Here is a 25,001-nt window from a genome sequence, read left to right on the forward strand (position 1 = left end):
CCGGATAGAGTGCGATCGGTGGAGTATCGTCGCTCGATACGCGGTCACCCGGTGTGGATCAGCGGTATTCGTTCAGCGCCACAGTTCCTGGCGTCGACATCGCGATCCAGGCGTCGTCGCGAGCGATATCGGCGATCACGAGGTGTGACCGTCCGTCGATCTCGTCGATCGCGGCCACCACGTCGCTCGACGCCTCCAGCGGTCGTCCTGCCGACTTCGCTTCGGGTGCCATATCCGACCATTTCACGACAGTTACTATGAATGTATCGGAATATGCGCGATTATCACTCGAATATCAGACAAAACCCCTTCCGACAGACCCGTTTCGAATTGATTCTGGATATAATTTGAAAATTCGAACAGACCTGATCAGACGTTATCGGTCGGAAACGACTGACTGGACGTGTCCGACGACGCCGCTTTTCAGTTCGACCTGTGCTCCTTCCGGTTCGTCGCCGTAGATCGTCGCGACCTCACCGATGATGGGCTCTGCCTCTTCCGACTCGACGTCCTGATCGCCCTGAACGATCTCGACGGTGATTCCCTGGCGTAGTTCGTCGGCTGTCGGTCGATCGATGGACATGGCTTGTGGTCGGATGAGTATCTCGAAAAGTCCATGGCCTGCACGTGCTAGTTCGATCCGTGTCGTCCCTCGAATGGTGATGGATACCTCACTCCGTGTACGTGCCGGTCCAATGCTGGTGGTGTCCCGCCGACGGTTCGTCGTCGGGTTCCGGATCAGGATCGCCGACGTCGACTATTCGTCGTCGAACCCGAGGGCGACGGAGTTGATGCAGTATCGCTTGCCCGTCGGATCGGGGCCGTCATCGAAGACGTGGCCGAGGTGGCCGCCACAGTTCGCACACAGGACCTCGGTGCGGCGCATACCGTGGCTGGTGTCGGGTTGGGTCTCAACCCGGTCATCATCGACGTCGTAGAAACTCGGCCAGCCGCACCCGGATTCGAACTTCGTCTCGGAATCGAACAGTTCGGCCCCACAGCCCGCACAGACGTACGTTCCGTCGTCCTTGTGTTCGACGAATTCGCCGCTAAACGGCGGTTCGGTACCGGCTTCGCGGAGAATCCGATACTCCTCGTCGCTTAATTCCTCGTGCCACTCGTCGTCACTCGTTGGAACGCGATCAGCCTCGTTGCTCATCGTCCTTACTTGGAGCGTAAGCCCCAAGAATCTGTCTGCCACCCCGTCGTCGGATCGGTTCCAGCGGAGGATCGATCCGTCCGGAGACTCGAGTGTCTGTGCGTTTCGATTCGGTAGTTATCGGCTCGTAATTACGTCCGTGCTTTCACACGACGGACATTGAGTCATCCGGCCCAGTTTCGGTACTGTAATCCGTCGCCATTCGTCGTCCCCGCCGGGTGCTTCGAACCCACAATTTCGACACCGTGAGTGTTCGTGCATGGAATGGGAACTTGCCATACCCGTCGTTATGCCATCGACTCACATAGTCATTTGTACAGCGCACGCTGAGTGTCACCGTTTCCGACGGATCGTGCAGCCGATCGCCGAGTGCGATCGGCCGTACTCAACCGCGTATGACAGGGGTGAGCGTGGACAACGCGTTCGTCCGGTGCGATCCGCGAGGCGAGCAGTCGTCGGGACGCACCGTCCGTTCGCGTGGATCTCGAACGGAGATCTCCTCGTCAGCGAAGCCACCATCTTCATGTGCCTGTCCCGGGGCAGAATATGGAAACGATATTCCGCCTATCCGGCACTGTGATCGTCGTCGAACGGGAGTTCCATCCCAGCACGTCTGATCTCCGTGGAAGCCGTCCACGAATGGCTATAAAAGGGTTACTGAAAATGTAAATTTTAATATGTTATGATGGAGTTCTCGGGCTTCAAAGCCTATCGCTGATGGAAAGCGAGTTTACCAACGAGTAATGCAACTATGACGAGCGCAGCCGGCGCGCCGAATCCGGGGACGCTGTCATCGGAGGTCAGCGTTTCGGAACTGTTGTCGGTGTTCTCTCTTGCAGTATCGTCGTCCTCGTCCTCATCCTCGTCCGCGTTTGGATCTATACCTTCCACGACAACCGCGTTCGAAACCGTTCCGTCGATAGCGGCCGTAACCTCGAGCGAACCCGCCGTCTCGATCGGAACCGTCGCCGAACCGTCTGCGTCGGTCGTGGCGACTTTCGAACCGCCGATACGAACGGCGACCTCGTCGACGGGTTCGCCGTATTCGTCGGTGACGGTGACGCCAACGGTTTCGCCGAGAATGATGCGTTCGTTCGCGGCCTCGAGGGTCAGCGATGGGGATCGCTCTATCTGGTATCTGCGATTCGTGTCGGTTTCGCCGACCGTCAGTTTTCGTTCATGTTCGCCGTAGCCTTCGCCGTCGATACGAACGGTATATTCCGTATTGACGGCCAGGTCGATGCTGCGCTGGCCGTTCTCGTTCGTCGAGACGGTCGAGTCACGCTCGCCGTCGTTCAAAACGGTGACGTCGACCTCGAGTGGCTGCTCGAGATGGCCATCGGAGACCGTAAACGTAACCTCCGCCATCCCCGATTCAACTTCGACTGTCGTTCCGTTAACGGCGTTGAGATCGACCGTGGTCGTTTCCTCGTAGTACCCGGGCTTTCGAACGGTAACGTCGTAGTCGCCCGTCTCGAGGTCGGTAGTCGCGAAGATGCCGTTGGCGTCGGTTGTTCCTTCTGCCGCAGCGCGGTCGTCCCCGCGTTTGGTGAGCGTAACCGTCGCGGTCTCGATCGGGTTACCGTTTTCCGTGACCGCGATTTCTCCATCCGTCGGCGGACAAACCGTGACCGTTTCGGTCGTGTGATCGGTTACCGTCCCGATCTGGACGGGATTATTCTGGACGTAATCGTCGTGGTCGACGGCGATCGAAACGCTCGCGTCTGTCGGAACGTCGATGAGCGTCTGACCGTTCGAAGCCGTCTGACCGGTACGTTCCCCACCCTCCCACGAGGCAGTGACCGACGCGCCACCGACGTCGTTTCCGACGTCGTCGACAACGTGGACCGTAACCGTTTTCTCCTCGTTCGACTGGGCGGCTCCGACACCGACGAGTGCTGCCAGACAAAGCCCCACTGCGACGAGAAGTACGAGGCGATTCATAGCACCCGGTCGATACCCCATTCACTTAAATTTCTCCCCATGAATGACGCTGTTTCTGTCATGTTCGACGCGGTCGACCAGAGAGCAATCGAGTAGCGGGATTCGCTACGCGAACCATCGACCCTCGCGCCCGAGATCTGCAATATCGACACGTGTCGACCCTTCCGGGTCGAGACCGAACTCGACCAGCCGACCAGAGCCGCGTGTACCGCCCGTCGCCTCGGGATAGTCGAGTCCATTATGGGGCTGAAATGCAAACCGCCAACACGATGGAGTCTCGCCACGACCTCGCCACATCGGCTCTCGAGACGCTTCCAATCACCGTGGCAATCATCGACGACGACGGCGAAATTCTGCTGACGAATCGGTCATGGCGCGAGTTCGGACCCGGCGAGCAGTCCGACGACCACGTCGGCGTCGACTACCTCGCGACGACCGCGACCGGTGACGATGAATACGCCCGAGAGGCCCTGACAGGTATCGAAGCCGTTCTCGCAGGCGAACGGAAGGCGTTTTCGATGGAGTATCCGTGTCACTCGCCCGACGAAAAGCGGTGGTTCCTGATGCGCGTCAATCGATTTCACCGCGGCGACGAACGGCTGGCATCGCTCGTTCACCTCGAGATCACCGAACGAAAACTGGCGGAAATCGCAGCCGCGGAAAACGCTCGCGAGTTGCGCGACGAGCGTCGCGCGCTCGAACACGTCCTGGAACGCGTCGACGGCCTCGTCCGGAACGTCACCGACGCTGCTGTCAGTGCGGGGACGAGAGCGGAGATCGAGCGTGACGTCTGTCGTCGGCTCGTCGAGACGGACCCCTACGTACTCGCCTGGATCGGGCGCGTTGACGTTACGAATCGACGGCTATCGCCTCGCGAGTGGGCCAGTAATGAGAACGTTCCCCTCGAAGACGACGAGATCGTCCTCGACGCAGACGACACACACCCCGCCGTTAGAGCGCTTTCTGAGGGCGGAACGCAGATAATTCAGAACGTTGCATCGTTCGACGGCGCCGGTCGATTGTGGCCAACGGGAGCCGGAGAGCAGTTCCAATCGGTCGCTGCACTGCCCCTAACGTACGGCGACGTCACCTACGGCGTTCTCGTCGTGTTTGCCGGCGAACCCGACGTGTTCGACGAGCGAGAACTGCTCGTCCTCGAGTCGCTTTCCGGGACGGTCGCGACCGCGATGAACGCACTCGAAACCAGACGGATGCTCACGTCCGAGACCATCGTTGCAGTAGAGGTAACCATCGAGGATCCGTCACTGTTCGTCACGAACCTGTCGAACGAATTCAACGCTGCGATCGACTACCGCGGGCAAACGCACGCCCGCGACGGTTCCCCGCTCGTCTTTCTTATCGTCGATCGCGAACTCACGGACGACGAGACGGACGCGATCGAACACGACCGCGAAATAGCGGTCCTCTCTGATACCGAAGACAGCACTGTTCTCGAGGTTTCCGATCCCGACGGACTGATCACTACCCTGAGTGAACACGGCGGGATAATCCGAGAGTGTACGGTTTCCGACGGAATCGCCGATCTCGCTATCGAACTGCCGGACGGACGATCTGCGCGTTCGGTTTACGACCTATTGGACCAGCGCTACGATCGTGTGGAACTGGTGAGCTACCACGAACGAGAGGAACCGGCACAGACGCCTCGAGGTATGACCACGCGACTCGAGTCGTCCCTGACTGACCGTCAGCTCACGGCGCTCCGAACGGCCTACTACGCCAACTACTTCGAATGGCCTCGCGACGTTACGGGTGAGGAAGTAGCCGCATCGATGGACATCACCCGGTCGACGTTCCATCAGCACTTACGAACCGCTCAGCGAAAACTGCTCGACGAACTATTCGAGTAAACTACCCCACCCTACTTCGCTCACCGCATACGAGGCTCGCTCGTTGAGGGTGGGGCTTTGATGTGGACTCCTGACAATCAGTCCCCAGCGATACGCTGGTAACTCTCGCCGTTCAACGTCCCACCATTCACTCGCACGTCTACTGGTGCGTCTCCGCTCCCCGACGTGGGCGAGGAACGGAGTCCGTGTTGCCGTTTTCGAGCGTCTCGTAGCCCGATGTTTTTCGCTGCATTGTAGTCCGCGTTAACTTCGTAGCCGCATTTTTGGCAGCAGAACTGTTCGCCGTCACGGTTGCGTGAGTGCGTGAACCCACAATCTGTTCGAGAACACCGTTGAGACGTGTGATTCGGCACAACCAGTTTGACCGCGGTGCCGCGTTCCGGAGCCTTGTATTCGACGTATTCGAGCAGGCGACGGAACGCCCAGATATGGTGCCACTTCGCGTTCGGAATTTCGTCTCGAATGTCCGTCAACTCTTCAAACACGATTACGTCACAACCGTGTTCAACGGCTTCCGTGACGATCTCAGTAGCGATAGTGTGGATATACTGTTTGCGCCATGCTTCTTCGCGCTTACCGAGCCGAAGGAGCGCGTTGTGCGCGGCTTGCGTCCCGCGCTGGTGCATCTCTCCCCGTCGCTTCTCGAACTCGCGGCACCAATGATCGTACTCGTCGCCCTGCCAGAACGTACCGGTCGAAGCTACTGCGAGGCTGTTGACGCCGAGGTCGATACCGAGGACTGTTTGGTGCTCGGCATCTTCCGAAACCTCGGATTCCTCATCGGAATCGCTGTCGTGCTTTCGGGTTGTGATGTGGAAGTAGAACTCGTCGTCCACTGCGTCGTACTGGAGCGTACTCGCCCGGAACTCGTACTCCTCAGAAAGGACATACTGTTCGTAGGGCGTCGGACTATCCACCGGGAGTTCGAAGTCACTGTTGACTCGTCCGTGACGGTCGAGAGCGACACACGGTCGCGGTGGAAGGTTGCGCTCCGCTTGTCGTAGACCATGCTCCATGACGTGAACTCCCGTTGACTCACCCGCTTGCCCTGCTTCCACCGTTCGACGCATCCTTTCGTCGCTTGAACAGCGCGTCGAATGGCCTCTTGGACGAGGTTGGCGGTGAGGACGGTTTCCTCTCGCAGTTCCGTGTAGAGTGCGTCTCGCGCGGTCGAGTTCGCCGTAATGCAGTTCGTGTAGGAGTTGTCGTCCCAACAGAACTCGGCGGCACGGTTCGTACAGTGGAGGAACTGCTGGGCGGATTCGTGGAGGTCGTCGCGACGCCCATCGGGAACGGTAAGTTTAACCGGTGCGGTTCGACGCACCTCCATGTTTCAGATCACGACTCTACGGTAGTTATACATACGGGAGTCGAGTGGCTGCTATCGTGCGGTTGCGTCGTCCTTCGTCGATTTCCTCTCCGACCTCAAGGAACGAGTGAAGCGAGTGAGTAGGTCGGAGACTCCACCTTGAACTATGCTGAAACGGTCCAGAACAGCGACAGCGATCGTCGTGAAAATAGTCAGCGCTGGAGACGGTATACATAGTGAGGGAGTGATACTTTATATGCATCTGTCGTAGCATCTCCATCCGATAGCCGTCGGGCAGAGTCAACGAGGCAGCGGATGTCACAGGAACAGAGGATGCAACAGGAACACATCAACGCAGGCAAGGCGATACAGAAGCGGACCGGGAAGACGTTCTATCTCGCAACGCGGTTTCTCCCCGAACGAGTGCGACACGCCACACACGTCCTCTATGCATTCTTCCGGATCGCCGACGAGGTCGTCGACGACGCAGACGGCGTCGGCTCGGAAACCCAGCGGACCCAACTCGAGAACCTTCGAGCCCAGGCCCTCGGCGAAAGACCCCCAGATGACCCGGTTCTCGAGGCGTTCCAGGAACTTCGGGAGCGGTACGGCATCACCGACGAGGAGATCGACACCTTCATCGACGCGATGGCGACCGATATCGAGACGAGCCGATACGAGACGTACGCAGATCTCGAGTCGTACATGCGGGGGTCGGCAGCATCAGTCGGCGTGATGATGACGGCGATCATGAATCCCGCAGACGAAGAAACCGCACTCCCCCACGCCGTCAAACTCGGTGAGGCGTTCCAGATGACGAATTTCCTGCGCGACGTTCGCGAAGATATTCTCGAGCGCGATCGGATCTACGTCCCACAGGAGACGCTACGGGAACACGGGGTCGATCCCGCACAGATCGAGCGACTCGAGTTCTCCGATTCGTTCGCATCGGCGATGGCCAGCGAACTCCAGCGGACGGAAGACCTTTATCGCGAAGGCGTGGCCGGGATTCGATATCTCCCCACGGATTGTCAACTCCCGGTATTGCTGGCGGCGGTTCTCTACGCGGAACACCACAACGTGATCCGGTCGCAAGATTACGACGTGCTTTCAACCGAGCCGTCGTTGTCGACGACCAGAAAGCTGTGGTGTCTCGCGAAGACGCGCTGGCACTGGCATTGGAACAGTGATCCCGAAGCCGTGTTCCAGCGGGTATCAGCGGTTCCGGCGGCCGAACCCGAGCGTCGCAGTCCCGAACACGGAGACAGCATTCCGACCCGGTAGCGAACTGGGACGATCAACTCCTGTGAGAGGGGCCGCTCCGTCCGTAGCCTCGGCAGACGAATCGACAGCCCGTTCGGAAAAGCGACCTCCGCGACCGCGCTACCGACGGAAAATGCCGACCGGCCAGAGCGGCGACGATCAATCTCGGTACGTCTCGCCGTGACGATTGCCGCCACAATCCTGTAGCCACTGCTCGGGAGCGCACTCTCGAGTCCGTTCGTCCAATCTGACGGGGGTGGCCGGTTCGAACCGCGTATCAGCCAATTGACTGTGTATCGGTCAACTGGCTGTGTATCGGTCAACTGGCTGTGTATCGGTCAACTGGCTGTGTATCGGTCAACTGGCTGTGTATCGGTCAACTGGCTGTGTATCGGTCAACTGGCTGTGTATCGGTCAACTGGCTGTGTATCGGTCAACTGGTTTCGATCGGGCACTCGAGTACGGAGTCTGGTGTCACTCCGAAACGTAGTCGCTGGTGACCGCGGTCGTTTCGGCGACGATGAACTTTGCCAGCTTTCGTTTGGAGTGTTTGGCGAGCAGATGGTCCTCGAGTTGTCGGTCGCCAGTGGGTACCTCCCGACAGACCGGGCACTCGACCGGTTCTTTAATCGCCATACAAATGGGTACCGTTCACAGAACCAAAATCGGACTGCCGGCATAGTCCTCCGGTTCGACATCGAAACGAGCGACGGGCGCAAATCGTTGTCGAAATCGATCCCTCGGGCACGCAGCCCGTGCCACCATCGACCCCTCGGAACGCAGCCCGTATCACCCCTGAGATCGACCTGTCGAAAATGCTGTCGTGATCATCTCGATATCGTACCGATCTGTCTGTCCGAGTCCGAGACAGAATAGACCGGCGACGCCGGCGGCCAACCAGTTCCCGTAAACGACGTTGATCGTCCCCCAGAGCAGGACGAAACTCACCAGGTCATCCAGTGCATACTCACAGGATTGCACGCGATCGAGCAGTGCTCCACGATCGAACGCGATATCGACGAGGACGACGGCGACGACGCTCGAGAGGAGCCACCCCCAGTAGTTCGAGACGGGAACGCCGTAGTACCCTCCCGGCGGCGTGTACGTCCAGAATCCGATCGCGACGGCTCCCGGATCGAGGACTAGATCGATCGCGAGGACAGCCGTAATAGCTCCGAGAAGCCGCGGGAGGTGGCGATCAGCGCGATTGCCGAGTACGAGAAGCGAAAGCAGGTAGGCGTTTACTACCAGCGGCACGAAAAACAGCGGAAGGGCAAGCGGCACCTCGTCGCCGAGCATCGGCCCCAGACGGACGCCGTATTCGAACGCCCCGTATGGCCAGTTCGTTCTAACGCCGATCAATTCGATCGCGTAGGTGTATCCCGTCAGGACGGAAAGGGGGACGATCGCTCGCCTGTCAACCTGTGGCAAGAGCGCGACGACCAGGGGGGAGCGCATTACCAGGGTGCCGAACAGGAGCAACAGCGGGTTGTACGAAAGCGACGGGGGAAGCAGTCCCTCGGCACTGGCCAGCAGCGACACTGCGCCGACAACCGGAAAGACCACCGCGATCGTAAACCGGTTCTCGCAGACGAGTTCCTCGAGACGGTGCTGAAACACATCTCGAGTCGTCTCCTCGGCGTCGCTGGAAGGGGCGTGCGATCGAATGGTTGGGTCGGTCGTCTTCGGATTCGAACCGACGTTCGCCTTCGGGTCTGGATTTGCGCCCGGTTTCGGGTTCGAGCTCGACGTCGACGATCCGTTCCGCTCGCCGTTATCCATACAGGAGCCTCCAGAGTCCCCCAATCGTCAGAAGCGAACCAAGGACGGTGTTGATCGCCGGGAACCACCAGTAGGCGCGGTCGACGGAGACGCTTGCGGTGGCGATTGCCGCGATCAGTGCCGGATAGCCGAGCATGAGCGCCCCGAGTCGAACGTCGAGCGCGCCGAAGGCGGCCGCACTGGCGAGCCAACACGCTCCGCAGTAGGCATAGGTCCGCCGCTCGCCAAGAACCGTCGCGGTCGTCCGAATACCCGTCTTCCGATCGGGTTCGATGTCCGGGATCGCTGAGAACGTGTGCATCCCCATGGCCCACAGCCACCCGCCAGCGATAGCGAGGGCCGGTGGTTGGACACCGGAGACCGCTACGTAGGCGATGGCCCCCGGAGTAATATAGAGGCCGTTGGAGACAGAATCCAGCAGGGGCGTCGTTTTGAACCTGACTGGAGGGGCGCTGTATGCCGCCCCGAGAACCAGGAACGCAACGAGCCAGGGCAATGCCCGGGTTGACAGCACCGGTGCGAATAGTATCGGAAGAGCCCCGCAGAGTCCGACTGCGGCGGGAACGAACCGCTGTCCTCGATAGCGCGCTTCGCGCTCCTCTTTCTTTGGATTCGCCGCGTCGATCTCGCGGTCGTAGAAGTCGTTGATCCCGTAGAGGAAGACGTTCGCCGGTACGAGGAAGTAACCGAACAGCACGACCGTCAACGGAGTGACCAGTTCGCCGACCGAATCGGCGGCGTATACGACACCGACGAGGACGGGGCCGGCCAGGTACAACCAGAACCGCGGCCGCGACAGTTCCAACAGGTACGATAGTTGCTCACCGAACGGGGATTCACTCGCGGTAGTCGAACTCCGTCGTTCCGTCATCGATATCTCCTCGAAGGCGTGGCGATTTCGTTTCGGTCGGTCGTCTCGTTTCGGTTGGTCATCCGTGGTCTTCGAGCACTGCCTCGGCCGTTAGCTTGCCGCTGATGAGACACATGGGCATGCCGATTCCGGGTGTGGTATCCCCGCCCACGAAATAGAGGCCGTCGACTTCTTTCGAGCGGTGCGGTGGCCGAAAGAGCGATGTTTGCCGGAGGGTGTGTGCAAGTCCCAGTGCTGTCCCGTCGTAGCTATTGTATCGGTTCGCGAAATCCTCGATACAAAAACGCTCCTCGAAGACGATCCGGCCGCGGAGATCGGTTTCAGTGTGTGCAGCGACGTCGGCGAGGATCAGGTCGCGGTATCGGTCGCGTATTTCGGGCGTGTCCTCGAGGTCGGGAGCGATAGGCACGAGGATGAAGAGGGCGCTGTGGCCCTCGGGCGCGACGGTATCGTCGGTTTCAGAGGGGACACAGATGTAGTAAGCGGGGTCGTCGGGCCACCGCGGATCCTCGAAGATCCGGTCGAAGTGCTGGTCCCACTCTGTCGGAAGGACGAGCGTATGATGAGCCAGTTCGTCGACGTCGCCTTCGACGCCGAGGTAGAGCAAGAACGCGGACGGCGCGTACGTACGCGACTCCCAATAGTCGGCATCGTAGCCGCGCCGTTCGGGCGACAGCAGTTCCTGTTCGGTGTGTGCGTAATCGGCGTTGCTCACGACCAGATCCGGATAGAGGTCCCCCGTCTGCGTTTCGACCTTGAATCCGCCCGCGTGACCCTTGATTTTCGTCGCCGGGCGACCAGTGTCGTATTCGACGCCCAGTTCTCCGCCCAGTTCCGCGATGGAGTCGATGACCGTGCCGATACCGCCGTCGGGATACCAGACGCCGAGGTTGAAATCGACGTGACTCATCAGGTTGTACAACGCCGGCGTGTTCGTGGGTGAGCCACCCAGAAACACCAGCGTGTACTGCATGATCTGCTGGAGTTTCGGATGGTCGAAGTAGTCCTCGACGTGGCCCTGCATCGACCCCAGCAGCGAAAGACCGCGGGCCTGCCGAGCGACGTCGATGTCCAGATAGTCACGGAGCCGTGGCCGGTCCTCGTAGACGAAGTGTTCCATCCCCACCTCGTAGTTCTCCCTCGAGGTCGCGAGATAGCGCTCGAGCGTCTCGCCGGCGCCCTCCTCGTACTCCTCGAAGACTGCCTTCGTCCGCTCGATGTCCGGCGTGACGTCGACCTGATCCCCGTCTTTGAAGAAGATCCGATAGTGGGGATCGAGGTGTGTGAGTTCGTAGTACTCGCTCGGCGTCCGCCCGAAGTCGGCAAAGAATCGCTCGAAGACATCGGGCATCAGGTACCACGAGGGCCCCATGTCGAACCGAAAGCCATCTCGCTCGAGGCGGCTGGCCCGCCCGCCTACCTGCTCGTTTTTTTCGATAACGCGGACGTCGGCACCCGCATCCGCGAGGTAACAGGCCGTCGAAAGACCACCGATCCCGCCTCCGATTACGACGACCGACTCACCGCCCAGCGATTCCATAGTCGAAGATGAATAGGTGACCGGTGTTAAACGTATGTCAAACATAGGTAGGGAATCCGACCGATTGCCGAGGTGGAACGCAGCAGGGGCACTGTCCGTCGGCGGACTCTCGTAGTCGTTCGAAGGAGGGGATCGTCACGGCTCACGTTCGAGAGTCGGGGTCCGTTCGCTATCGTCGCTCGATCCGTCGAGTCACTCGAGGCGACGCCACAGCGCGGACCTCTTCGCAAAAGGCCTTGGCGAGGCGCATGAGATCCGTGACGTCCGTTATCGCCGGCTCCCTATCAGACGATGTCGATAATTGGTGACCGACGAGGAGGACAAATTCGGCGCTTCAGTGGTGTCTCTCGAACCGATCGGTGTTTCGGGCTCTAGACAGTCGGCCGACGCGAAAGCGCGTCTTTAGAACCCACCGAACGCCATCAGGAATAACGCGACGGCGATAACCGCGAACAGGCCACCGACGCTTTTTTGATCGTTCCCGTATCCAGCGCGACCGAAACGTAGGGAGCGGTTTGCCCGCCGAGCGCCGTCGCGACGACGTGATTTATTACGGTGATCACGCTATGTACTAGCACAATGAGTTTTCCAGAGGGGCCCGCAAACCGGGCGAACTGTCCGCCGTAGACGACGGCGGCGCAGTCGACCGCGCCCCCGCGGACGGACTCATCGCGACACCACTCGAATTACTCAAGACTCACGTCCGGACGTGGGCGAGTCGCTACGTCGAGATGCGCGTAGAGGCGCACTCGGGCAGTGAAAAGTGACGAATCGACCGCCCGTCTCTTTCTGATCGAAGTGGCAATCACGACGAGCGCGGATCGGTCACGTCACTAGTCGACATCGACGCGCGATCCATATCCGGTTTCGCCGACGACGGTACCGTCCTCGGCTACCACCTCGCCGCGGACGACCGTGGTGACCGCCTTCCCGGTGAACGACTCTCCTTCGAACGGCGTGACGCAGTTCTTCGAATGGAGGTCGGCTCGATCTGCCAGCGTCCACTCGAGCGTCGGGTCGACGATCGTGAAGTCGGCGTCGGTGCCGACCTGTAGCGATCCCTTTTGCGGATACATCCCCCAGACCTGAGCAGGCCGAGTCGAATGGCGGCGAACCCACTCCTCGAGCGTGAGCCGGCCCTGATCCACGAAGGTAAGCATGGCCGGTACCTCAGTCTCGAGTCCGACGAATCCCGATATCGCATCCCAGGTATTTCCGAATGGATCGTCCACTTTCTTTTCCTCGGGGGTGTGGGGCGCGTGGTCGGTAGCGATGCAGTCGATCACGCCGTCATCCACGCCGACGGACCAGAGCCGCTCGCGCTCGTCGGCGTCGCGAATCGGTGGCTGAACCCGCGCGACGTTGCCCTTCTCGCGCATCACGTCCTCGGTGAACCAGAGGTAGTGAGGGGTCGTCTCCGCCGTTACGTCGACGCCGCGATCTTTCCCGCGGGCAACTGCTTCGGCCGCCGAACCCGACGAGACGTGAAACATGTGTATTTTTGTCCCTGTTTCCTCGGCGAAGGTGATCATCCGTTCGACGGCCTCCCGCTCGGCGATTACCGGCCGTGAGTGGGAGTGATCGATGGGATCGTTCCGCCCCTCGGCTTTGAACGCCGCCGTATAGTAGTCGATGATGTCGCCGTTTTCTTCGTGGAAACCCAGCCGCTTTCCTGTCTCGGCGATCCGTTCCATGGCCTCGAGGATCTCGCCGTCGCCTGGCGGCGGAACGTCGCCGACAGTCGATCCCAGAAAGATCTTGTAACCGAGTGCCCCGGCCTCGTCGATCGCCGAGATCTGATCGAGGTTCTCCGAGGTGACGACGGCGTAACTCTGAAAGTCGACGTGGGCCGACGCCTCGCCGCGTTCGAATTTCAGTTCGAGGTGGTCCGGACGGTCGATTACCGGGTCCGTATTCGGCATCCCGACGACGGTCGTCACGCCGCCAGCGGCGGCCGCTCGCGTCGCGGACTCCCAGTCCTCCTTGTACTCGAGTCCCGGTTCGCGGTTGTGGATGTGGCAATCGACGATTCCCGGCACGAGGACGTTTCCCTCTGCGTCGAGGACGCGATCCGCATCCGGAAGGCAATCGGTTCTGCCGACGGCGACGATCGTTCCGTCTTCGACAGCGACACCGGCATCGGGTGTGCGACCCGCAGGCGTAACGATGGTGCAGTTGCACACGACGAAATCGACGGTCATTGCCGTGGAGTTGCCGAGGGCTGCGCATATAGCTTCCCCAACCGACTCGTCGCGCATCGATCGGGCAGTCACTTCCCGTCCATCGTTGTCTTCACTACCGCCTCCAGCTCGAAGTCGTGTAGCGGACCCGGTTCGTATTTGTTCGTTTCGCCGACGAACTGGAATCCCCACGGATGATCTCGTCGACCCCCGTGTGAAAGACGCTCGATTTGCCCCTTTGACGTCGGCAGGTTTCTCTCCGACCTCATTGTGATACCGCTTTTCGTACTGTGCGAGTACTCCGTTATACCCGCAATCTCTGGCCCGAGTATCTCCAGACCGACGTCCGGTAGATCGATCGTGACGATGTCGTCGCCTTCGAGCTTCGCGATTCGATCATAGACGGTCGACTTCAGTACCTCGGTATACTCGGCGATTTCGTCCGAACTCCCCGCTTGCAGTTCCGCGATAGGCCGACGAATGCGGATATTTGGCTCGTCCATACCTCGCATGCGGTCCCAAATTCAGAATTTGACGTCGTTCGAACCCGAACCGAGAAAATAAAATCGTGTTGAACGTAGTTCGATCGCACGGTCGGTGGCGACGTCCGGTGTCAATTGACCGAGTCGATTCGTCTCAGACGTTCCACGTAATAGTACTGTGTCCCATACAGAATGCTTTATTAGGATAAAGTACGACTAATCACATAATGCCTGAACAACAATCGGACGCCAACCGAAGATCTAACTCGGCCATCGTCTCGTCGTACGACGAACGTGTCATGCCAGTCTGGAAGTCACTCGATGTGCCGGTCAAGCGTGCGTCGGGATGTACGCTCGAGGACTTCGACGGAAACGAGTACCTCGACATCTTCTCCGGTATCTCGGTGACGAACGTCGGCCATAGGAACGAAGCTGTCGTCGATGCTGCGAAGGAACAGCTCGACGAATTCGTTCACGGGTGTTCGTACCTCCACCCGAACGAGCCCGTCGCGGATCTCGCCGAACGGGTCGCAGAAGTCACACCGGGTGACTTACAGAAGAGTTTCTTCTGTAACTCCGGGACGGAGGCAGTCGAGGGTGCGATTAAACTCGCCCGAAAATATACGGGATCGAAGGAGGTCGTCGCGCTCGAAATGGGGTTTCACGGCCGGACCCTCGGAAGCCTCGCGCTGACGGGAAACAAATCGTACAAGCAGGGCGTGGCACCGACTCTCAACGACGTTGCACACACTGCTCCGCCGTACGGCTACCGATGTCCGCGATGCGACGGCACCCACTGTGACCCCAGTTGTGCCGACGAGTTAGAGCGAATCATCGGGTCTCACACCAGTGGCGATGTCGCGGCGGTCGTCGTCGAACCCGTCATGGGAGAGGCAGGCATCATCGTCCCACCGGACGGCTGGCTGAATCGCGTTCAAGAGATCGCTCACGACCACGGGGCGTTGCTCATCCTCGACGAAGTCCAGACCGGGTACGGACGAACGGGCGAGTTCTTCGCGAGCAGTCATTTTGACGTCGAACCGGATATCCTAACGCAGGCAAAGGGGATCGCGAACGGGCTCCCACTCGGGGCGTTCACTGCCTCCGCGGAAATCGCGGACGCGTTCGAATCCGGCGACCACCTCTCGACATTCGGCGGGAACCCGGTCGCCTGCGCGGCTGCACTGGCGACTATCGACGAACTTCGCGGAGGGATAGTCGACAATGCTCGCGAACAAGGCGAGTGGCTCGGGTCCGAACTCGAGGCGCTGGAAGACGAATACGACGTCGTCGGGCAAGCACGCGGACTCGGATTGATGTGGGGAGTCGAACTCGTAGAACCTGGAACGACCGGTCCACACAGCGACGCTCCGCGACCGGATAGCGATCTCGCGGCGGCCGTAAGCGATCACCTTCGCGAGGAGTCGAACGTCGTAATGGGCGTTGGCGGGTACTACAAAAACGTCATGCGAATCCAGCCCCCGCTTACGATTTCCCGTAGTCAACTCGAACGCGCCACCTCGGAACTACGAACTGCACTCGATCAACTGACGTAGTACGGCCGCAGGAATCGGTTGCTACCCCACTCAGTTATTTTAAACAATTATGGAATTTGACTCGTGTCAACGGTACCCCCTGTTCATAAATAACGAGTTCGTACAGCCGTCGAGCGGCGATTATTTCACGACCAGAGATCCGGCAACCGGCGATTCGATCGCAGAGGTTGCGGCTGCTACCGACAGCGACGTCGACCGCGCCGTCGAGAGCGCAAACGAGTCGCTTTCCGCGTGGCAATCAATGTCTCCCGACGAACGAGGGCGGATCATCCAGCGCATTGCAGACGGTCTCCGAGACGACGCTGCAAACCTCGCTCGACTCGAGAGCCGGGATCAAGGAAAACCCCTGACTCAGGCCCAAAACGACGTAGAAGGAGCGGCTCGATACTTCGAGTACTACGCCGGCGCAGCAGACAAACTCGAGGGAAAAAGCGTCCCACGTGGACGGGAAACATTCGATTTCACCGTCCGAGAACCATACGGTGTTAGTGGACAGATCATTCCCTGGAATTTCCCGCTCAATATCACTGCTCGGGGGGTTGCTCCGGCACTCGCGGCCGGAAACACGGTCGTAATCAAGCCCGCACCAACGACACCGCTTTCCGTATTGCACTTCGCAGAACTCTGTCGAGATGCCGGCGTTCCCGACGGCGTCGTAAACGTCGTTACTGGGGCATCGGAGCCGGGTGCTGCGCTTGCGACACACGAAGACGTCGACCAAATTACGTTCACGGGAAGCGGCCCCACAGGGCAGTCGGTCATGAAATCCGCGGCCGAGAGCGTGACGCCCGTCACCCTCGAGCTCGGCGGGAAAAATCCCGCAATCGTGATGCCCGATGCCGACCTCGAGGAGGCGGTCGTTTCGATCGCGGAGGGTATCTTTACGAACGCCGGACAAATCTGTTCCGCTGCCGACCGCGCGCTCGTACACGAAAACGTTTACGACGAGTTCATCGATCGAATCGTCCAGCAGGCAGAATCGTACACGCTCGGGCCGGGAATCGATGACCCGGATATGGGACCACTCAACCACGCTGCCCACCTCGAGACGGTCGTCGAGTACATCGATGAGGGTCTGCGCGAAGGTGCAACGATCGAAACTGGAGGAGAGCCACTCGACAGAGACGGACATTTCGTCTCACCGACAGTTTTCTCGGACGTCGACAACGGGATGCAGATCGCACAGGAAGAGATATTCGGTCCGGTACTCTCGGTGATACCCGTCTCCGACCGTGAAGAGGCCGTTGCACTGGCGAACGATACCGAATACGGACTTACGGGTGGCGTTTTCTCGCACGACGTCAAACGGGCGCTCCGAATAGCTCGTGACATCGAGGCTGGAAGCGTATACGTAAACGAGTGGTTCGGTGGTTCGGTCGAGACGCCGTTCGGCGGTGTCAAAGGGAGTGGCATCGGTCGCGAGAAAGGACTCGAGGCGCTCGAGTCGTATCTTCAAACGAAGAACATCTCGGTGAACCTCGCAGCCAGAGACAGCTGAATGTAGCCGCCTTTGATGCCGGCTCACGGTCCGTCCCACCAACTCTCGAACGCCGATGACGATTCGACGACAATCCGGACCGGAAACCCACACCTCAGTCGCAGCTAGTCAGCGAGGATCGAATCTGTCGAAAGCGGAGTCGCGAGGGCATCTCTCACGTGTTGGGTCCACAGAGGTGATCGCTGTCACCGATCCGATGAACCCGTCGCACCACCTGAGTTTCGTCCGAAACGGGCACTGTCGCCACCGGAGGTCACTCCGATTAGTTTCGGCACCTCGGTGGTGTGCCTTTCCGTGATAGTGTCCGTGGCATCACACATCGATCGGAGGGGATCGTCCGGTTCGAACACGTGTCTTCCGAGAACGGCGACGTCCTCCGTCGAGGGATTCGACGGTCGCGTTCCGCATCCGTCTCGGAAATCAAACCCGGGACGATCGGGAGCGGGATAGCCTTCTGCCGTCCACCCCGGACGGCGAAACTGTCTCGCCGAAACGACCGATCAGTTTGCGGTTCAATCGTCCGATTCTGTCCGTCACCTCCGAACGGGCCGTCCGGCTGCCGGTTGCTTGGACGTGACTCTCGAACGGGGGCAGCGGAGTCGCGACGATCAACCCGTACACCGATCCACCGACGCCCTCAGTTACCAGTACCGAACGACGCGCGGTAGGAAACGCATTACACTGCCGCAGGAACCGGATACGCGAGGGTACGAATCGGATACTAAACAGCGAGGTGCTGGTAGCAGCGGGAAATGGACTCGCCATTGCTCCGTGACAGAACGATACTCGTGACCGGCGGTGCAGGCTTCATCGGTAGCCACCTCGTCGGCGCCTTGACCCCGCACAACGAAGTCAGGATCCTCGACAGCTTCGAAACCGGTGATCGAGCCCATCTTCCCGACGGCGTAACGGTAATCGAAGGCGACATCGGCGATCCAATCGCCCTCCAGAGAGCCGCTCGCGGCGTCGATCTGATCTTTCACCACGCCGCTCTCGTCAGCGTCTCCCAGAGCGTCGACGCGCCGCGACGGAGCAACCAGACGAACCTCGAGGCGAGTCTCCTCGTTCTAGAGCAGGCCCGCCAGGAGGACGCCCGCGTCGTCGTCGCCTCGAGCGCGGCCGTCTACGGGCATCCCGAAGAGCTACCCATCACGGAGTCGGCACCGACGAATCCGACGTCGCCATACGGCGTCCAGAAACTCGCACTCGACCAATACACCCGCCTCTACGAGGAACTCTACGATCTTCCCACCGTCGCCCTACGGTATTTCAATGTTTACGGCCCGCGCCAACAGGGTCCCTACAGCGGTGTCATCTCGACATTTCTCGAGCAAGCGCGAGCGGGCGAACCGATCACGATCGAAGGTGACGGCCGGCAGAGCCGCGATTTCATCCACGTCGCTGACGTCGTCCGGGCGAACCTTCAAGCGGCGACGACAGACGCGACAGGCGAGGCGTACAACATCGGAACAGGACATCGAACGACGATCGAGGAACTCGCCGAGACGATCCGGGATGCGGCAGAATCGTCCTCACCGATCGTCCACCGCGAACCCAGAGCCGGTGACATCAGACACAGCGGAGCAGACACTTCGAAGGCGAACCAGGGTCTCGGGTTCGATGCACGAATCGGGCTCGAGGCGGGCATTCAATCGTTGATCGAGGACGACTCGACTGCACAGTCCACCGAAGACACAGGCGCACCGCTGCGTTCGAATCACGAAAGCGGATCCTACAGTTAGTTGTGGCTGGAATCACCCCGTTTCGGTCCGTCGTGACCGCTCGTATCCGATTCCTCGAGTATCCTCGAAGCGGATAGTTACTTCTGAATCCGGAGTGAATTCACGCTAACCGTTTCAAACGTCCGGTTGAGTTTATTCGGCTAGTCGAGCAAAGACCGCCTATACCATGACTGGGACGTATTTCACGAACCAGGACTGGAAGTCGCCCCACCGCGACCCAGACACGCAGAGTGATCGAACACTGACTGATAGCCGCTTCCACGGTATTTGTGGCATGTAAACCGATGGAAGCGTTCGATTCACGGCCTGTTAGCAGGTATGAATGTACGTTCACGAGCAGATACAGTCGATATAATAACAGCATATGGTTTATAAAAAGCGATTTGTGGGCCGGTCACGACGGTACTGGACATGAATCATAAAAACGCTCTCCATAGGCAGCCATGAGTATCCGAGGAGAGGTCCCCATAGAAATGGGCACGTTCGGGTCGACGGCCGATGAAGCAGTGGTATCAGTCGTTGTGACGAGCTTGCGAGGGAGGATCGTTTCGGGACCCGATCACCCGCTTCAGATCGACGGAAACGCACATATCGCTGCGCTCATCGGCATCATCGCACTCGCCCTGCTCGGCGGGATACTCGTTATTCGAAACCGATACGATCAACCGACCGCCCTCGCGACCGAAACTGAACAGAACCCCGACGAGTTCGTGACCGATCGAGAACGCGTCCGGCAGCTCCTTCGAGAGAACGACGGTCGGATGAAACAATCAGCTATTGTGGAGTCGGTCGACTGGTCGAAGGCGAAGGTGAGTCGACTTCTCGCCGACCTCGAGGAAGACGACCAGGTCACGAAACTCCGTCTGGGACGGGAGAATCTTGTTTGTCTCCCGGGAGAGGAACCCACGGCGTCGAAGTCGCCGACACAGCCGATCGACGATCAACCGAAACAGCCGACCGACGATTAGTCACACCGTCTCTCGAAAGCAATCGCCACCGTTCCTATCAACAACCGTTGTTTTCTTCTGACGAACGCGCCATTGAATCCGTTACTCCCGGGCCGTAGTTTGCAATTTCGTATCGTAATGGTTCTGCTGGTTTATCCGCAGAAGTCACGACGAATCGGATGCCTTCACGGCAACCATGAATGCACGCAATCAGCTACTCGTCGTAGTTACTGCGCTGATGCTTGTGTTCTCGAGCGGGGCGATGGTCACAGCAGCGTCGAATGCTGGGGCTATGAGCGAGAACACATCAGCCAACGGAGACGAGTACGAACAGACGAACAACGAAACGACGAACGTGACAGTAGGTAACGGCGCGGACGTCGAAGAGAACGACACCGTCACCGACGATGACGATGACACGCTCGATAACGAGACCGAAGCCAACGAAACGGACGAGGCCCAACAGGCCGCGTACGTGACGTTCAACGATCAGACGACCGATGGCGAGACGGTCGTCGTCGAGAACGTTTCGCTGGCAAGTCCCGGGTTCGTGACGATCCACGACAGCAGTCTCCTCGTGGGTGACGCCATCGGAAGTGTCATTGGCACCTCCGAGTACCTCGAGGCAGGCACGCACGAGAACGTGACGGTAACGCTCGACGAGCCCCTCGAGGAGGACGAAACCCTGATCGCGATGCCACATCGCGATACGAACCAGAATCAAACGTACGACTTCGTCGAAACGGAAGGACAAGAGGACATCCCGTTCCTCACGGCCGACGGCGAGCCAGTGACCGACGATGCAGTGGTTACTGTCGAAACAGCCGCGGATGAGGAACCGACCGACGACGAAGAACCGGTCGACGACGAAGATAACATCACTGACGAAGAGCCGCTCGATGACGAAGAGCCGCTCGACGACGAAGAGGACAACATCACTGACGAAGAGCCGCTCGACGACGAAGAGCCGCTCGACGACGAAGAGGACAACATCACTGACGAAGAGCCGGTCGATGACGAAGAGCCGCTCGATGAGATGCCGATGGACGACCTTCCGGTCGATGGTGACCGCGGACCAATCTTCATCACGGTCGAGAATCCCACCATCGAGAACCTGAACGTCGAAAACGTAACCGTATACGTTCTCGTCGTCAGTGAGGACGTCGACGCCGACGAGATCGCGGATCAAATCGACAACGTCACTGACGAAGAGCCGGTTGACGAAGAGGACAACGTCACTGACGAAGAGCCGGTTGACGAAGAGGACAACGTCACTGACGAAGAGCCGGTTGACGAAGAGGACAACATCACTGATGAAGAGCCGCTCGACGACGAAGAGGACAACATCACTGACGAAGAGCCGGTCGATGACGAAGAAGACAACATCACTGATGAAGAGCCGCTCGACGACGAAGAGGACAACATCACTGACGAAGAGCCGGTTGACGACGAAGAGGACAACGTCACTGACGAAGAGCCGCTCGAGGAGAACGTCACTGAAGAACCTCCCGCAGCTGAGGAAAACATCACTGAAGAAGATAACGAAACCGAGGAAGAACCAGCTGCCGATTCGTTTAACGTCACGGATCTCGAGGCACCCGACACCGCGACGATCGGTGATACTATCACCGTGAACGCGACGGTCGAGAATCCCGCTGACGAAGAACGAACCGAGGCTATCCAGTTCCGGCTGGACGGTGACCTCGTTACCGAGCAGAACCTGACGCTCGAGAGCGATGAGAGCGACGACGTCGAATTCGAAGTCGACACCAGTGATCTCGCGCCCCGCGAGTACATCCACATGGTGTTAGCCGACGAGTCCGGCGAGGTCGCAACCATCGAGCTCACCGAAGAGACCGACGTCGACGAGACGAACGAAACCGAGACCGAAGACGACGGTTTCGATACCGACACGAACGAAACCGAGACCGGTCTCGACGACACTGCAAACGAAACAGCTAACGAATCCGAGTCCCTCCTCGGGCCTCTGGCCTAAACGAGGGTCGACCTACCGGACAGAGCGTCTTTTTACGCCGTCGTCGAGGGCTGTCAGAGAGTAACGACGGCGTGCATTCTCACGGAGGCGAACTCGGCAACGAACTGTGGAGTGGCGACACTGAACTCCATCAAGGTAACCAAGTGACCGACTGCCATCGAAACCGCCTTCGGCTGTCGAACTCGCTCCGAAGACGTGGCTATCGGGTGTTTGATTACTCGAACGGATATGAGCTGCTGTGCCAGGTATGGGGCCCCATCTCGAGAGTGTCCCACGGGTCGAACGACGTTTTTCGTGTGTCGAAGATGAACGGGGAGAAACAACCGAGGTAACAGCGATTCTCGAGTCGAAATACGACTTCCAACGCTCGGTGCTGCCACCTCCACGAGCGTGCTCGCTCAGCCGAGGAGGCGATAGAGGCTGCTCGCCGCAACAGCGAGGAACACGAGGACGCTCCAGAGCACCAAGTTGATATTCGAGACCAGGGGGACGCCGAGACCGACCAGAGCGATCACAACGAGTCCGAGCACACAGAGTCCGAGATGAAACTGAAGGATGCTAGAGTGGTTATCGTTGTGACCGTCGACGTACTGAAGGACGTCGTCGAAGTGCCGGCCAGGCTGGATCGTCTTCGCATCCGAATCGTACTCGATCACCGCATCCTCTTGGAGTTGTGGAAGATGTGTCTGCTGGAGGGAAACGTAGACGCTCTTGTAGAGGTTGTTCGGGACGGGCGTCGTGTCCGATTCGGTCGCAGCGATTTCGGTCGCGACGTCAGAGACATCGATCTGACCGCCATCGTCTGCAAGCTGCTGGACGATAGCTCGCCGGCGATCGTTACCGAGGATGTGAAACACCTCGCTCTCTTCGAGGGGTTCAGTTCTGTTCGTTTGAACTGACATCGATGAGAGAGAAGGGGCACTGATTCTCGACGGACAGTCCACCACCAATGACCATGTATCGCCTCTTCACCCACTACTAACTTTAACTTTTGCAGGTTACGGCGAGGTCCGGTGCTGACGGTGAACTGAGAGCAGCTCAGGTCGTGTGTAGGAAGCCACTACAGTGGTCAGTACAATGACCCCTCCGAAGGGATTCTGGAGAGACGAGAGTCGGGAGTCAGGGGGACGCTCGAACGGCCGGCCCAGGGACGAACTACGGTGTGGACGGTTCAGGACATCATCGCATTCGATTCGAGCGGAAAACGGGTCGTATCCGCAGTACGTTCAGCGATCGAAAACCGAAGTTAGTCGCCGGGCAGGTGACCTCCCGACTGCATTTCCCGGTACGTCGTACAGGACGGACACCCGTGGACGACGTCGCCATTGTCTCCGAAGACGCGAGCGAACTGTTGTGTTACGTGAGTTCCGCAGTTTCGACACCGAGCACCGGCTGTGGACGATTCCATGGGCTTCCAGTCTTGCTGTGGGGAGTTCATGGTTGGTTGGGGGTGTACTCGGAGGAGTCTCGATCGATTCCGTTCGGGGGGCGGTCCCTCCCATCAGTGACGGACTCGGTGCGGACGCGTACCGTAACCGTACTGGAACGAGACTCGTCCGGGCATCATCGTATCGAGGGGAGCAAACGCGAATAAAGGACGTTGACTGTTCACCCGGAGAGCGAGACTGAGAAGCGAGAAATACGCACTTTCTGGCGACTACGGGCCCAGAGCGGGGCAGTCGATATGGAAGAGGGTAAACGGGTGACCACGGCTGTCAAGCCGAGTTTAGCCGTGTTGGTCCGTATTCGGCGGTCAAACTGGCAATTGTCTATCCGACGAATGCCAGAAAGGTGTGATTTCCGGATCGAAATACGATCTTACGTCTCGGAACGAAGTTCTGGCGACGGGTAAGGTACATCGTTATAAAATACCACTACGGCTTACCGATCGGTGTGCCAGAATATATGGTGGACACCTCGACAGTGGTGGACCCGCTCTCGACTGTTTCGAATCGTCACCTCTCCCGGAGAGCGAACGGATCCCGCACATCATCGACGACAGACTACTAAAGATGTCAACGCAAGTGAGCAACACGAGATCGGAACCGACCTCCAATCCGTCCGCCCAGCTCGACGTCCTCGGCGACGACTGCGCGCGGACGATTCTCACAGCGACGAGCGAGGGACCGAAGACTGCAAAGGAGCTGACGAACCGAACGGATAGCTCGTCTGCAACGGTGTACCGACGAATCAACAATCTGCTCGAAAGCGATTTGCTGGCGGAGTGCGTCCGGTTCGACGACGACGGGTCGCACACGACTGCCTACGAAGCAACCGTCGATGTCCTCCGCGTTCAGATCGACGCTGATGGTATCGACGTCGTGATTTCGGATACCGACGGGTGACGGCACCCGATCGAGCCGAAAAACAGTTACCGGAACCGACGGGACGAACGTCGATAGTTAGTATCCTTCGCATTCCGCCTCGAACAGTCGGATTGAGATATCTTCAGCGACTGCGGTATCTTCGCGAAAACAATCACTTTCGCTCGAGTAAAACGTCTCAAAATGATGACCCAGTGCTGTATGATACGGATAACAAATATCTATTCAGTGGAACGGTCAGTGTGATTGAGCAATGCACGATCTGACCGGCTTCCAGCGTGACCTATTATACGTAATCGCAGGTGCTGACCGACCGTCGGGACAGACCGTTAAAGACGAGGTCGAGAAGTACTACAGTTCCGAAATCAATCACGGACGACTGTATCCGAACCTGGATACGCTCGTCAACAAGGAACTGGTGGAAAAAGGGCAACTCGACAGACGGACGAATTACTACGCGATCACTGATGACGGCCAACAGCAGATCGAAGAGCGCCGCAAGTGGGAAGAGCAATACGTTAGCTTTTAGCAAATTCGCGT

21 protein-coding genes and 2 pseudogenes are annotated in these 25,001 nt (G+C 59.0%); 9 read left to right on the plus strand and 14 right to left on the minus strand.

Annotation, left to right across the window (positions count from 1 at the left end; genetic code table 11):
• Positions 1-58 precede the first annotated feature (58 nt).
• From HYG82_RS27435 to HYG82_RS27450, 4 genes are all read right to left on the minus strand, one after another.
• Positions 59-232, minus strand: a complete 174-nt coding sequence (locus HYG82_RS27435; protein ID WP_179260273.1) for a DUF7556 family protein — start codon at positions 230-232, stop codon at positions 59-61.
• Between the two features lie 144 nt (positions 233-376).
• The gene (locus HYG82_RS27440) at positions 377-583 is read right to left on the minus strand and encodes a DUF2196 domain-containing protein (protein ID WP_179260274.1); all 207 of its coding nucleotides are present in this window, start codon (positions 581-583) and stop codon (positions 377-379) included.
• A 174-nt stretch (positions 584-757) separates the two neighbouring features.
• Positions 758-1,159 (minus strand): peptide-methionine (R)-S-oxide reductase MsrB, encoded by a 402-nt coding sequence (msrB, locus tag HYG82_RS27445; RefSeq protein WP_179260275.1) that lies wholly within the window; start codon positions 1,157-1,159, stop codon positions 758-760.
• A 708-nt stretch (positions 1,160-1,867) separates the two neighbouring features.
• Positions 1,868-3,103 (minus strand): carboxypeptidase-like regulatory domain-containing protein, encoded by a 1,236-nt coding sequence (locus tag HYG82_RS27450; protein WP_179260276.1) that lies wholly within the window; start codon positions 3,101-3,103, stop codon positions 1,868-1,870.
• A 269-nt stretch (positions 3,104-3,372) separates the two neighbouring features.
• On the opposite strand from HYG82_RS27450, the gene HYG82_RS27455 reads away from it, so the two are divergent.
• Entirely contained in the window at positions 3,373-4,971 is a 1,599-nt protein-coding gene (locus HYG82_RS27455) for a bacterio-opsin activator domain-containing protein (RefSeq protein ID WP_179260277.1), read from the plus strand.
• Positions 4,972-5,048: 77 nt separating this feature from the next.
• Here HYG82_RS27455 and HYG82_RS27460 read toward each other — a convergent pair.
• Positions 5,049-6,301 (minus strand): annotated as a pseudogene (locus HYG82_RS27460) (RNA-guided endonuclease InsQ/TnpB family protein).
• 312 nt (positions 6,302-6,613) lie between these two features.
• Between HYG82_RS27460 and HYG82_RS27465 the strand changes: the two are divergent.
• Positions 6,614-7,564: a phytoene/squalene synthase family protein gene (locus HYG82_RS27465; protein WP_179264399.1), complete on the plus strand. Its 951-nt coding sequence runs from the start codon at positions 6,614-6,616 to the stop codon at positions 7,562-7,564.
• 453 nt (positions 7,565-8,017) lie between these two features.
• Here HYG82_RS27465 and HYG82_RS27470 read toward each other — a convergent pair whose 3' ends face one another.
• The 7 genes and pseudogenes from HYG82_RS27470 to HYG82_RS27495 all read right to left on the minus strand — a co-directional run bounded on the left by HYG82_RS27470 (position 8,018) and on the right by HYG82_RS27495 (position 14,419).
• The gene (locus HYG82_RS27470; protein ID WP_179260278.1) at positions 8,018-8,179 is read right to left on the minus strand and encodes a hypothetical protein; all 162 of its coding nucleotides are present in this window, start codon (positions 8,177-8,179) and stop codon (positions 8,018-8,020) included.
• Between the two features lie 153 nt (positions 8,180-8,332).
• Positions 8,333-9,325 carry a bisanhydrobacterioruberin hydratase gene (gene cruF, locus HYG82_RS27475; RefSeq protein WP_179260279.1) on the minus strand — a complete coding sequence of 331 codons (993 nt, stop codon included), beginning with the start codon at positions 9,323-9,325 and terminating at the stop codon, positions 8,333-8,335.
• Complete coding sequence (locus tag HYG82_RS27480) at positions 9,318-10,196, minus strand: prenyltransferase (protein WP_179260280.1); 879 nt, start codon at positions 10,194-10,196, stop codon at positions 9,318-9,320. Before HYG82_RS27480 ends, cruF begins: the two co-directional genes overlap by 8 nt.
• A gap of 58 nt (positions 10,197-10,254) precedes the next feature.
• On the minus strand, positions 10,255-11,736 hold the full coding sequence (locus tag HYG82_RS27485) for a phytoene desaturase family protein (protein ID WP_179260281.1): 1,482 nt from the start codon (positions 11,734-11,736) through the stop codon (positions 10,255-10,257).
• 402 nt (positions 11,737-12,138) lie between these two features.
• Positions 12,139-12,290, minus strand: a pseudogene (locus HYG82_RS44585) (sulfite exporter TauE/SafE family protein); the annotation flags it as partial.
• 279 nt (positions 12,291-12,569) lie between these two features.
• On the minus strand, positions 12,570-13,937 hold the full coding sequence (gene allB / locus HYG82_RS27490; RefSeq protein ID WP_179260282.1) for an allantoinase AllB: 1,368 nt from the start codon (positions 13,935-13,937) through the stop codon (positions 12,570-12,572).
• 68 nt (positions 13,938-14,005) lie between these two features.
• On the minus strand, positions 14,006-14,419 hold the full coding sequence (locus tag HYG82_RS27495) for a hypothetical protein (RefSeq protein WP_235217846.1): 414 nt from the start codon (positions 14,417-14,419) through the stop codon (positions 14,006-14,008).
• Between the two features lie 206 nt (positions 14,420-14,625).
• Here HYG82_RS27495 and HYG82_RS27500 point away from each other — a divergent pair, with 206 nt between their 5' ends.
• The 5 genes from HYG82_RS27500 (at position 14,626) to HYG82_RS27520 (ending at position 22,137) form a co-directional block, all read left to right on the plus strand.
• The gene (locus HYG82_RS27500; RefSeq protein ID WP_179260283.1) at positions 14,626-15,954 is read left to right on the plus strand and encodes an aspartate aminotransferase family protein; all 1,329 of its coding nucleotides are present in this window, start codon (positions 14,626-14,628) and stop codon (positions 15,952-15,954) included.
• Positions 15,955-16,003: 49 nt separating this feature from the next.
• Positions 16,004-17,452 carry an aldehyde dehydrogenase family protein gene (locus HYG82_RS27505; protein WP_179260284.1) on the plus strand — a complete coding sequence of 483 codons (1,449 nt, stop codon included), beginning with the start codon at positions 16,004-16,006 and terminating at the stop codon, positions 17,450-17,452.
• A 752-nt stretch (positions 17,453-18,204) separates the two neighbouring features.
• Positions 18,205-19,194 (plus strand): NAD-dependent epimerase/dehydratase family protein, encoded by a 990-nt coding sequence (locus HYG82_RS27510; protein WP_179260285.1) that lies wholly within the window; start codon positions 18,205-18,207, stop codon positions 19,192-19,194.
• Between the two features lie 443 nt (positions 19,195-19,637).
• Positions 19,638-20,162, plus strand: a complete 525-nt coding sequence (locus HYG82_RS27515; protein ID WP_235217847.1) for a helix-turn-helix transcriptional regulator — start codon at positions 19,638-19,640, stop codon at positions 20,160-20,162.
• A 175-nt stretch (positions 20,163-20,337) separates the two neighbouring features.
• Complete coding sequence (locus HYG82_RS27520; RefSeq protein ID WP_179260286.1) at positions 20,338-22,137, plus strand: DUF7282 domain-containing protein; 1,800 nt, start codon at positions 20,338-20,340, stop codon at positions 22,135-22,137.
• Between the two features lie 398 nt (positions 22,138-22,535).
• On the opposite strand, the gene HYG82_RS27525 is transcribed toward HYG82_RS27520, so the two are convergent.
• Together HYG82_RS27525 and HYG82_RS27530 are read right to left on the minus strand one after the other, a co-directional pair.
• Positions 22,536-23,039: a DUF7344 domain-containing protein gene (locus HYG82_RS27525; RefSeq protein WP_179260287.1), complete on the minus strand. Its 504-nt coding sequence runs from the start codon at positions 23,037-23,039 to the stop codon at positions 22,536-22,538.
• Between the two features lie 344 nt (positions 23,040-23,383).
• Positions 23,384-23,545, minus strand: coding sequence for a DUF7563 family protein (locus tag HYG82_RS27530; RefSeq protein ID WP_162834899.1), 162 nt, complete (start codon positions 23,543-23,545; stop codon positions 23,384-23,386).
• A 604-nt stretch (positions 23,546-24,149) separates the two neighbouring features.
• Here HYG82_RS27530 and HYG82_RS27535 point away from each other — a divergent pair.
• Together HYG82_RS27535 and HYG82_RS27540 are read left to right on the plus strand one after the other, a co-directional pair.
• The gene (locus tag HYG82_RS27535; protein WP_179260288.1) at positions 24,150-24,482 is read left to right on the plus strand and encodes a winged helix-turn-helix domain-containing protein; all 333 of its coding nucleotides are present in this window, start codon (positions 24,150-24,152) and stop codon (positions 24,480-24,482) included.
• Between the two features lie 232 nt (positions 24,483-24,714).
• A complete protein-coding gene (locus tag HYG82_RS27540; RefSeq protein ID WP_179260289.1) occupies positions 24,715-24,990 on the plus strand; it encodes a PadR family transcriptional regulator in 276 nt (91 codons plus the stop codon).
• The last annotated feature ends 11 nt before the right edge of the window (positions 24,991-25,001 follow it).

This window comes from Natrinema halophilum (genome assembly GCF_013402815.2).
GTDB lineage: Archaea > Halobacteriota > Halobacteria > Halobacteriales > Natrialbaceae > Natrinema > Natrinema halophilum.

What these genes read in the sequence shown, in the direction of transcription:
- HYG82_RS27480 (WP_179260280.1), bottom strand. Translation starts at nt 10,196, where the DNA reads ATGACGGAACGACGGAGTTCGACTACCGCGAGTGAATCCCCGTTCGGT.
- HYG82_RS27510 (WP_179260285.1), top strand. Translation starts at nt 18,205, where the DNA reads ATGGACTCGCCATTGCTCCGTGACAGAACGATACTCGTGACCGGCGGT.
- HYG82_RS27495 (WP_235217846.1), bottom strand. Translation starts at nt 14,419, where the DNA reads ATGGACGAGCCAAATATCCGCATTCGTCGGCCTATCGCGGAACTGCAA.
- HYG82_RS27455 (WP_179260277.1), top strand. Translation starts at nt 3,373, where the DNA reads ATGGAGTCTCGCCACGACCTCGCCACATCGGCTCTCGAGACGCTTCCA.
- HYG82_RS27535 (WP_179260288.1), top strand. Translation starts at nt 24,150, where the DNA reads ATGTCAACGCAAGTGAGCAACACGAGATCGGAACCGACCTCCAATCCG.
- HYG82_RS27500 (WP_179260283.1), top strand. Translation starts at nt 14,626, where the DNA reads ATGCCTGAACAACAATCGGACGCCAACCGAAGATCTAACTCGGCCATC.
- HYG82_RS27525 (WP_179260287.1), bottom strand. Translation starts at nt 23,039, where the DNA reads ATGTCAGTTCAAACGAACAGAACTGAACCCCTCGAAGAGAGCGAGGTG.
- HYG82_RS27505 (WP_179260284.1), top strand. Translation starts at nt 16,004, where the DNA reads ATGGAATTTGACTCGTGTCAACGGTACCCCCTGTTCATAAATAACGAG.
- HYG82_RS27530 (WP_162834899.1), bottom strand. Translation starts at nt 23,545, where the DNA reads ATGGAATCGTCCACAGCCGGTGCTCGGTGTCGAAACTGCGGAACTCAC.
- HYG82_RS27440 (WP_179260274.1), bottom strand. Translation starts at nt 583, where the DNA reads ATGTCCATCGATCGACCGACAGCCGACGAACTACGCCAGGGAATCACC.
- HYG82_RS27470 (WP_179260278.1), bottom strand. Translation starts at nt 8,179, where the DNA reads ATGGCGATTAAAGAACCGGTCGAGTGCCCGGTCTGTCGGGAGGTACCC.
- HYG82_RS27450 (WP_179260276.1), bottom strand. Translation starts at nt 3,103, where the DNA reads ATGAATCGCCTCGTACTTCTCGTCGCAGTGGGGCTTTGTCTGGCAGCA.
- cruF (WP_179260279.1), bottom strand. Translation starts at nt 9,325, where the DNA reads ATGGATAACGGCGAGCGGAACGGATCGTCGACGTCGAGCTCGAACCCG.
- HYG82_RS27515 (WP_235217847.1), top strand. Translation starts at nt 19,638, where the DNA reads ATGAGTATCCGAGGAGAGGTCCCCATAGAAATGGGCACGTTCGGGTCG.
- HYG82_RS27485 (WP_179260281.1), bottom strand. Translation starts at nt 11,736, where the DNA reads ATGGAATCGCTGGGCGGTGAGTCGGTCGTCGTAATCGGAGGCGGGATC.
- allB (WP_179260282.1), bottom strand. Translation starts at nt 13,937, where the DNA reads ATGACCGTCGATTTCGTCGTGTGCAACTGCACCATCGTTACGCCTGCG.
- msrB (WP_179260275.1), bottom strand. Translation starts at nt 1,159, where the DNA reads ATGAGCAACGAGGCTGATCGCGTTCCAACGAGTGACGACGAGTGGCAC.
- HYG82_RS27520 (WP_179260286.1), top strand. Translation starts at nt 20,338, where the DNA reads ATGAATGCACGCAATCAGCTACTCGTCGTAGTTACTGCGCTGATGCTT.
- HYG82_RS27540 (WP_179260289.1), top strand. Translation starts at nt 24,715, where the DNA reads ATGCACGATCTGACCGGCTTCCAGCGTGACCTATTATACGTAATCGCA.
- HYG82_RS27435 (WP_179260273.1), bottom strand. Translation starts at nt 232, where the DNA reads ATGGCACCCGAAGCGAAGTCGGCAGGACGACCGCTGGAGGCGTCGAGC.
- HYG82_RS27465 (WP_179264399.1), top strand. Translation starts at nt 6,614, where the DNA reads ATGCAACAGGAACACATCAACGCAGGCAAGGCGATACAGAAGCGGACC.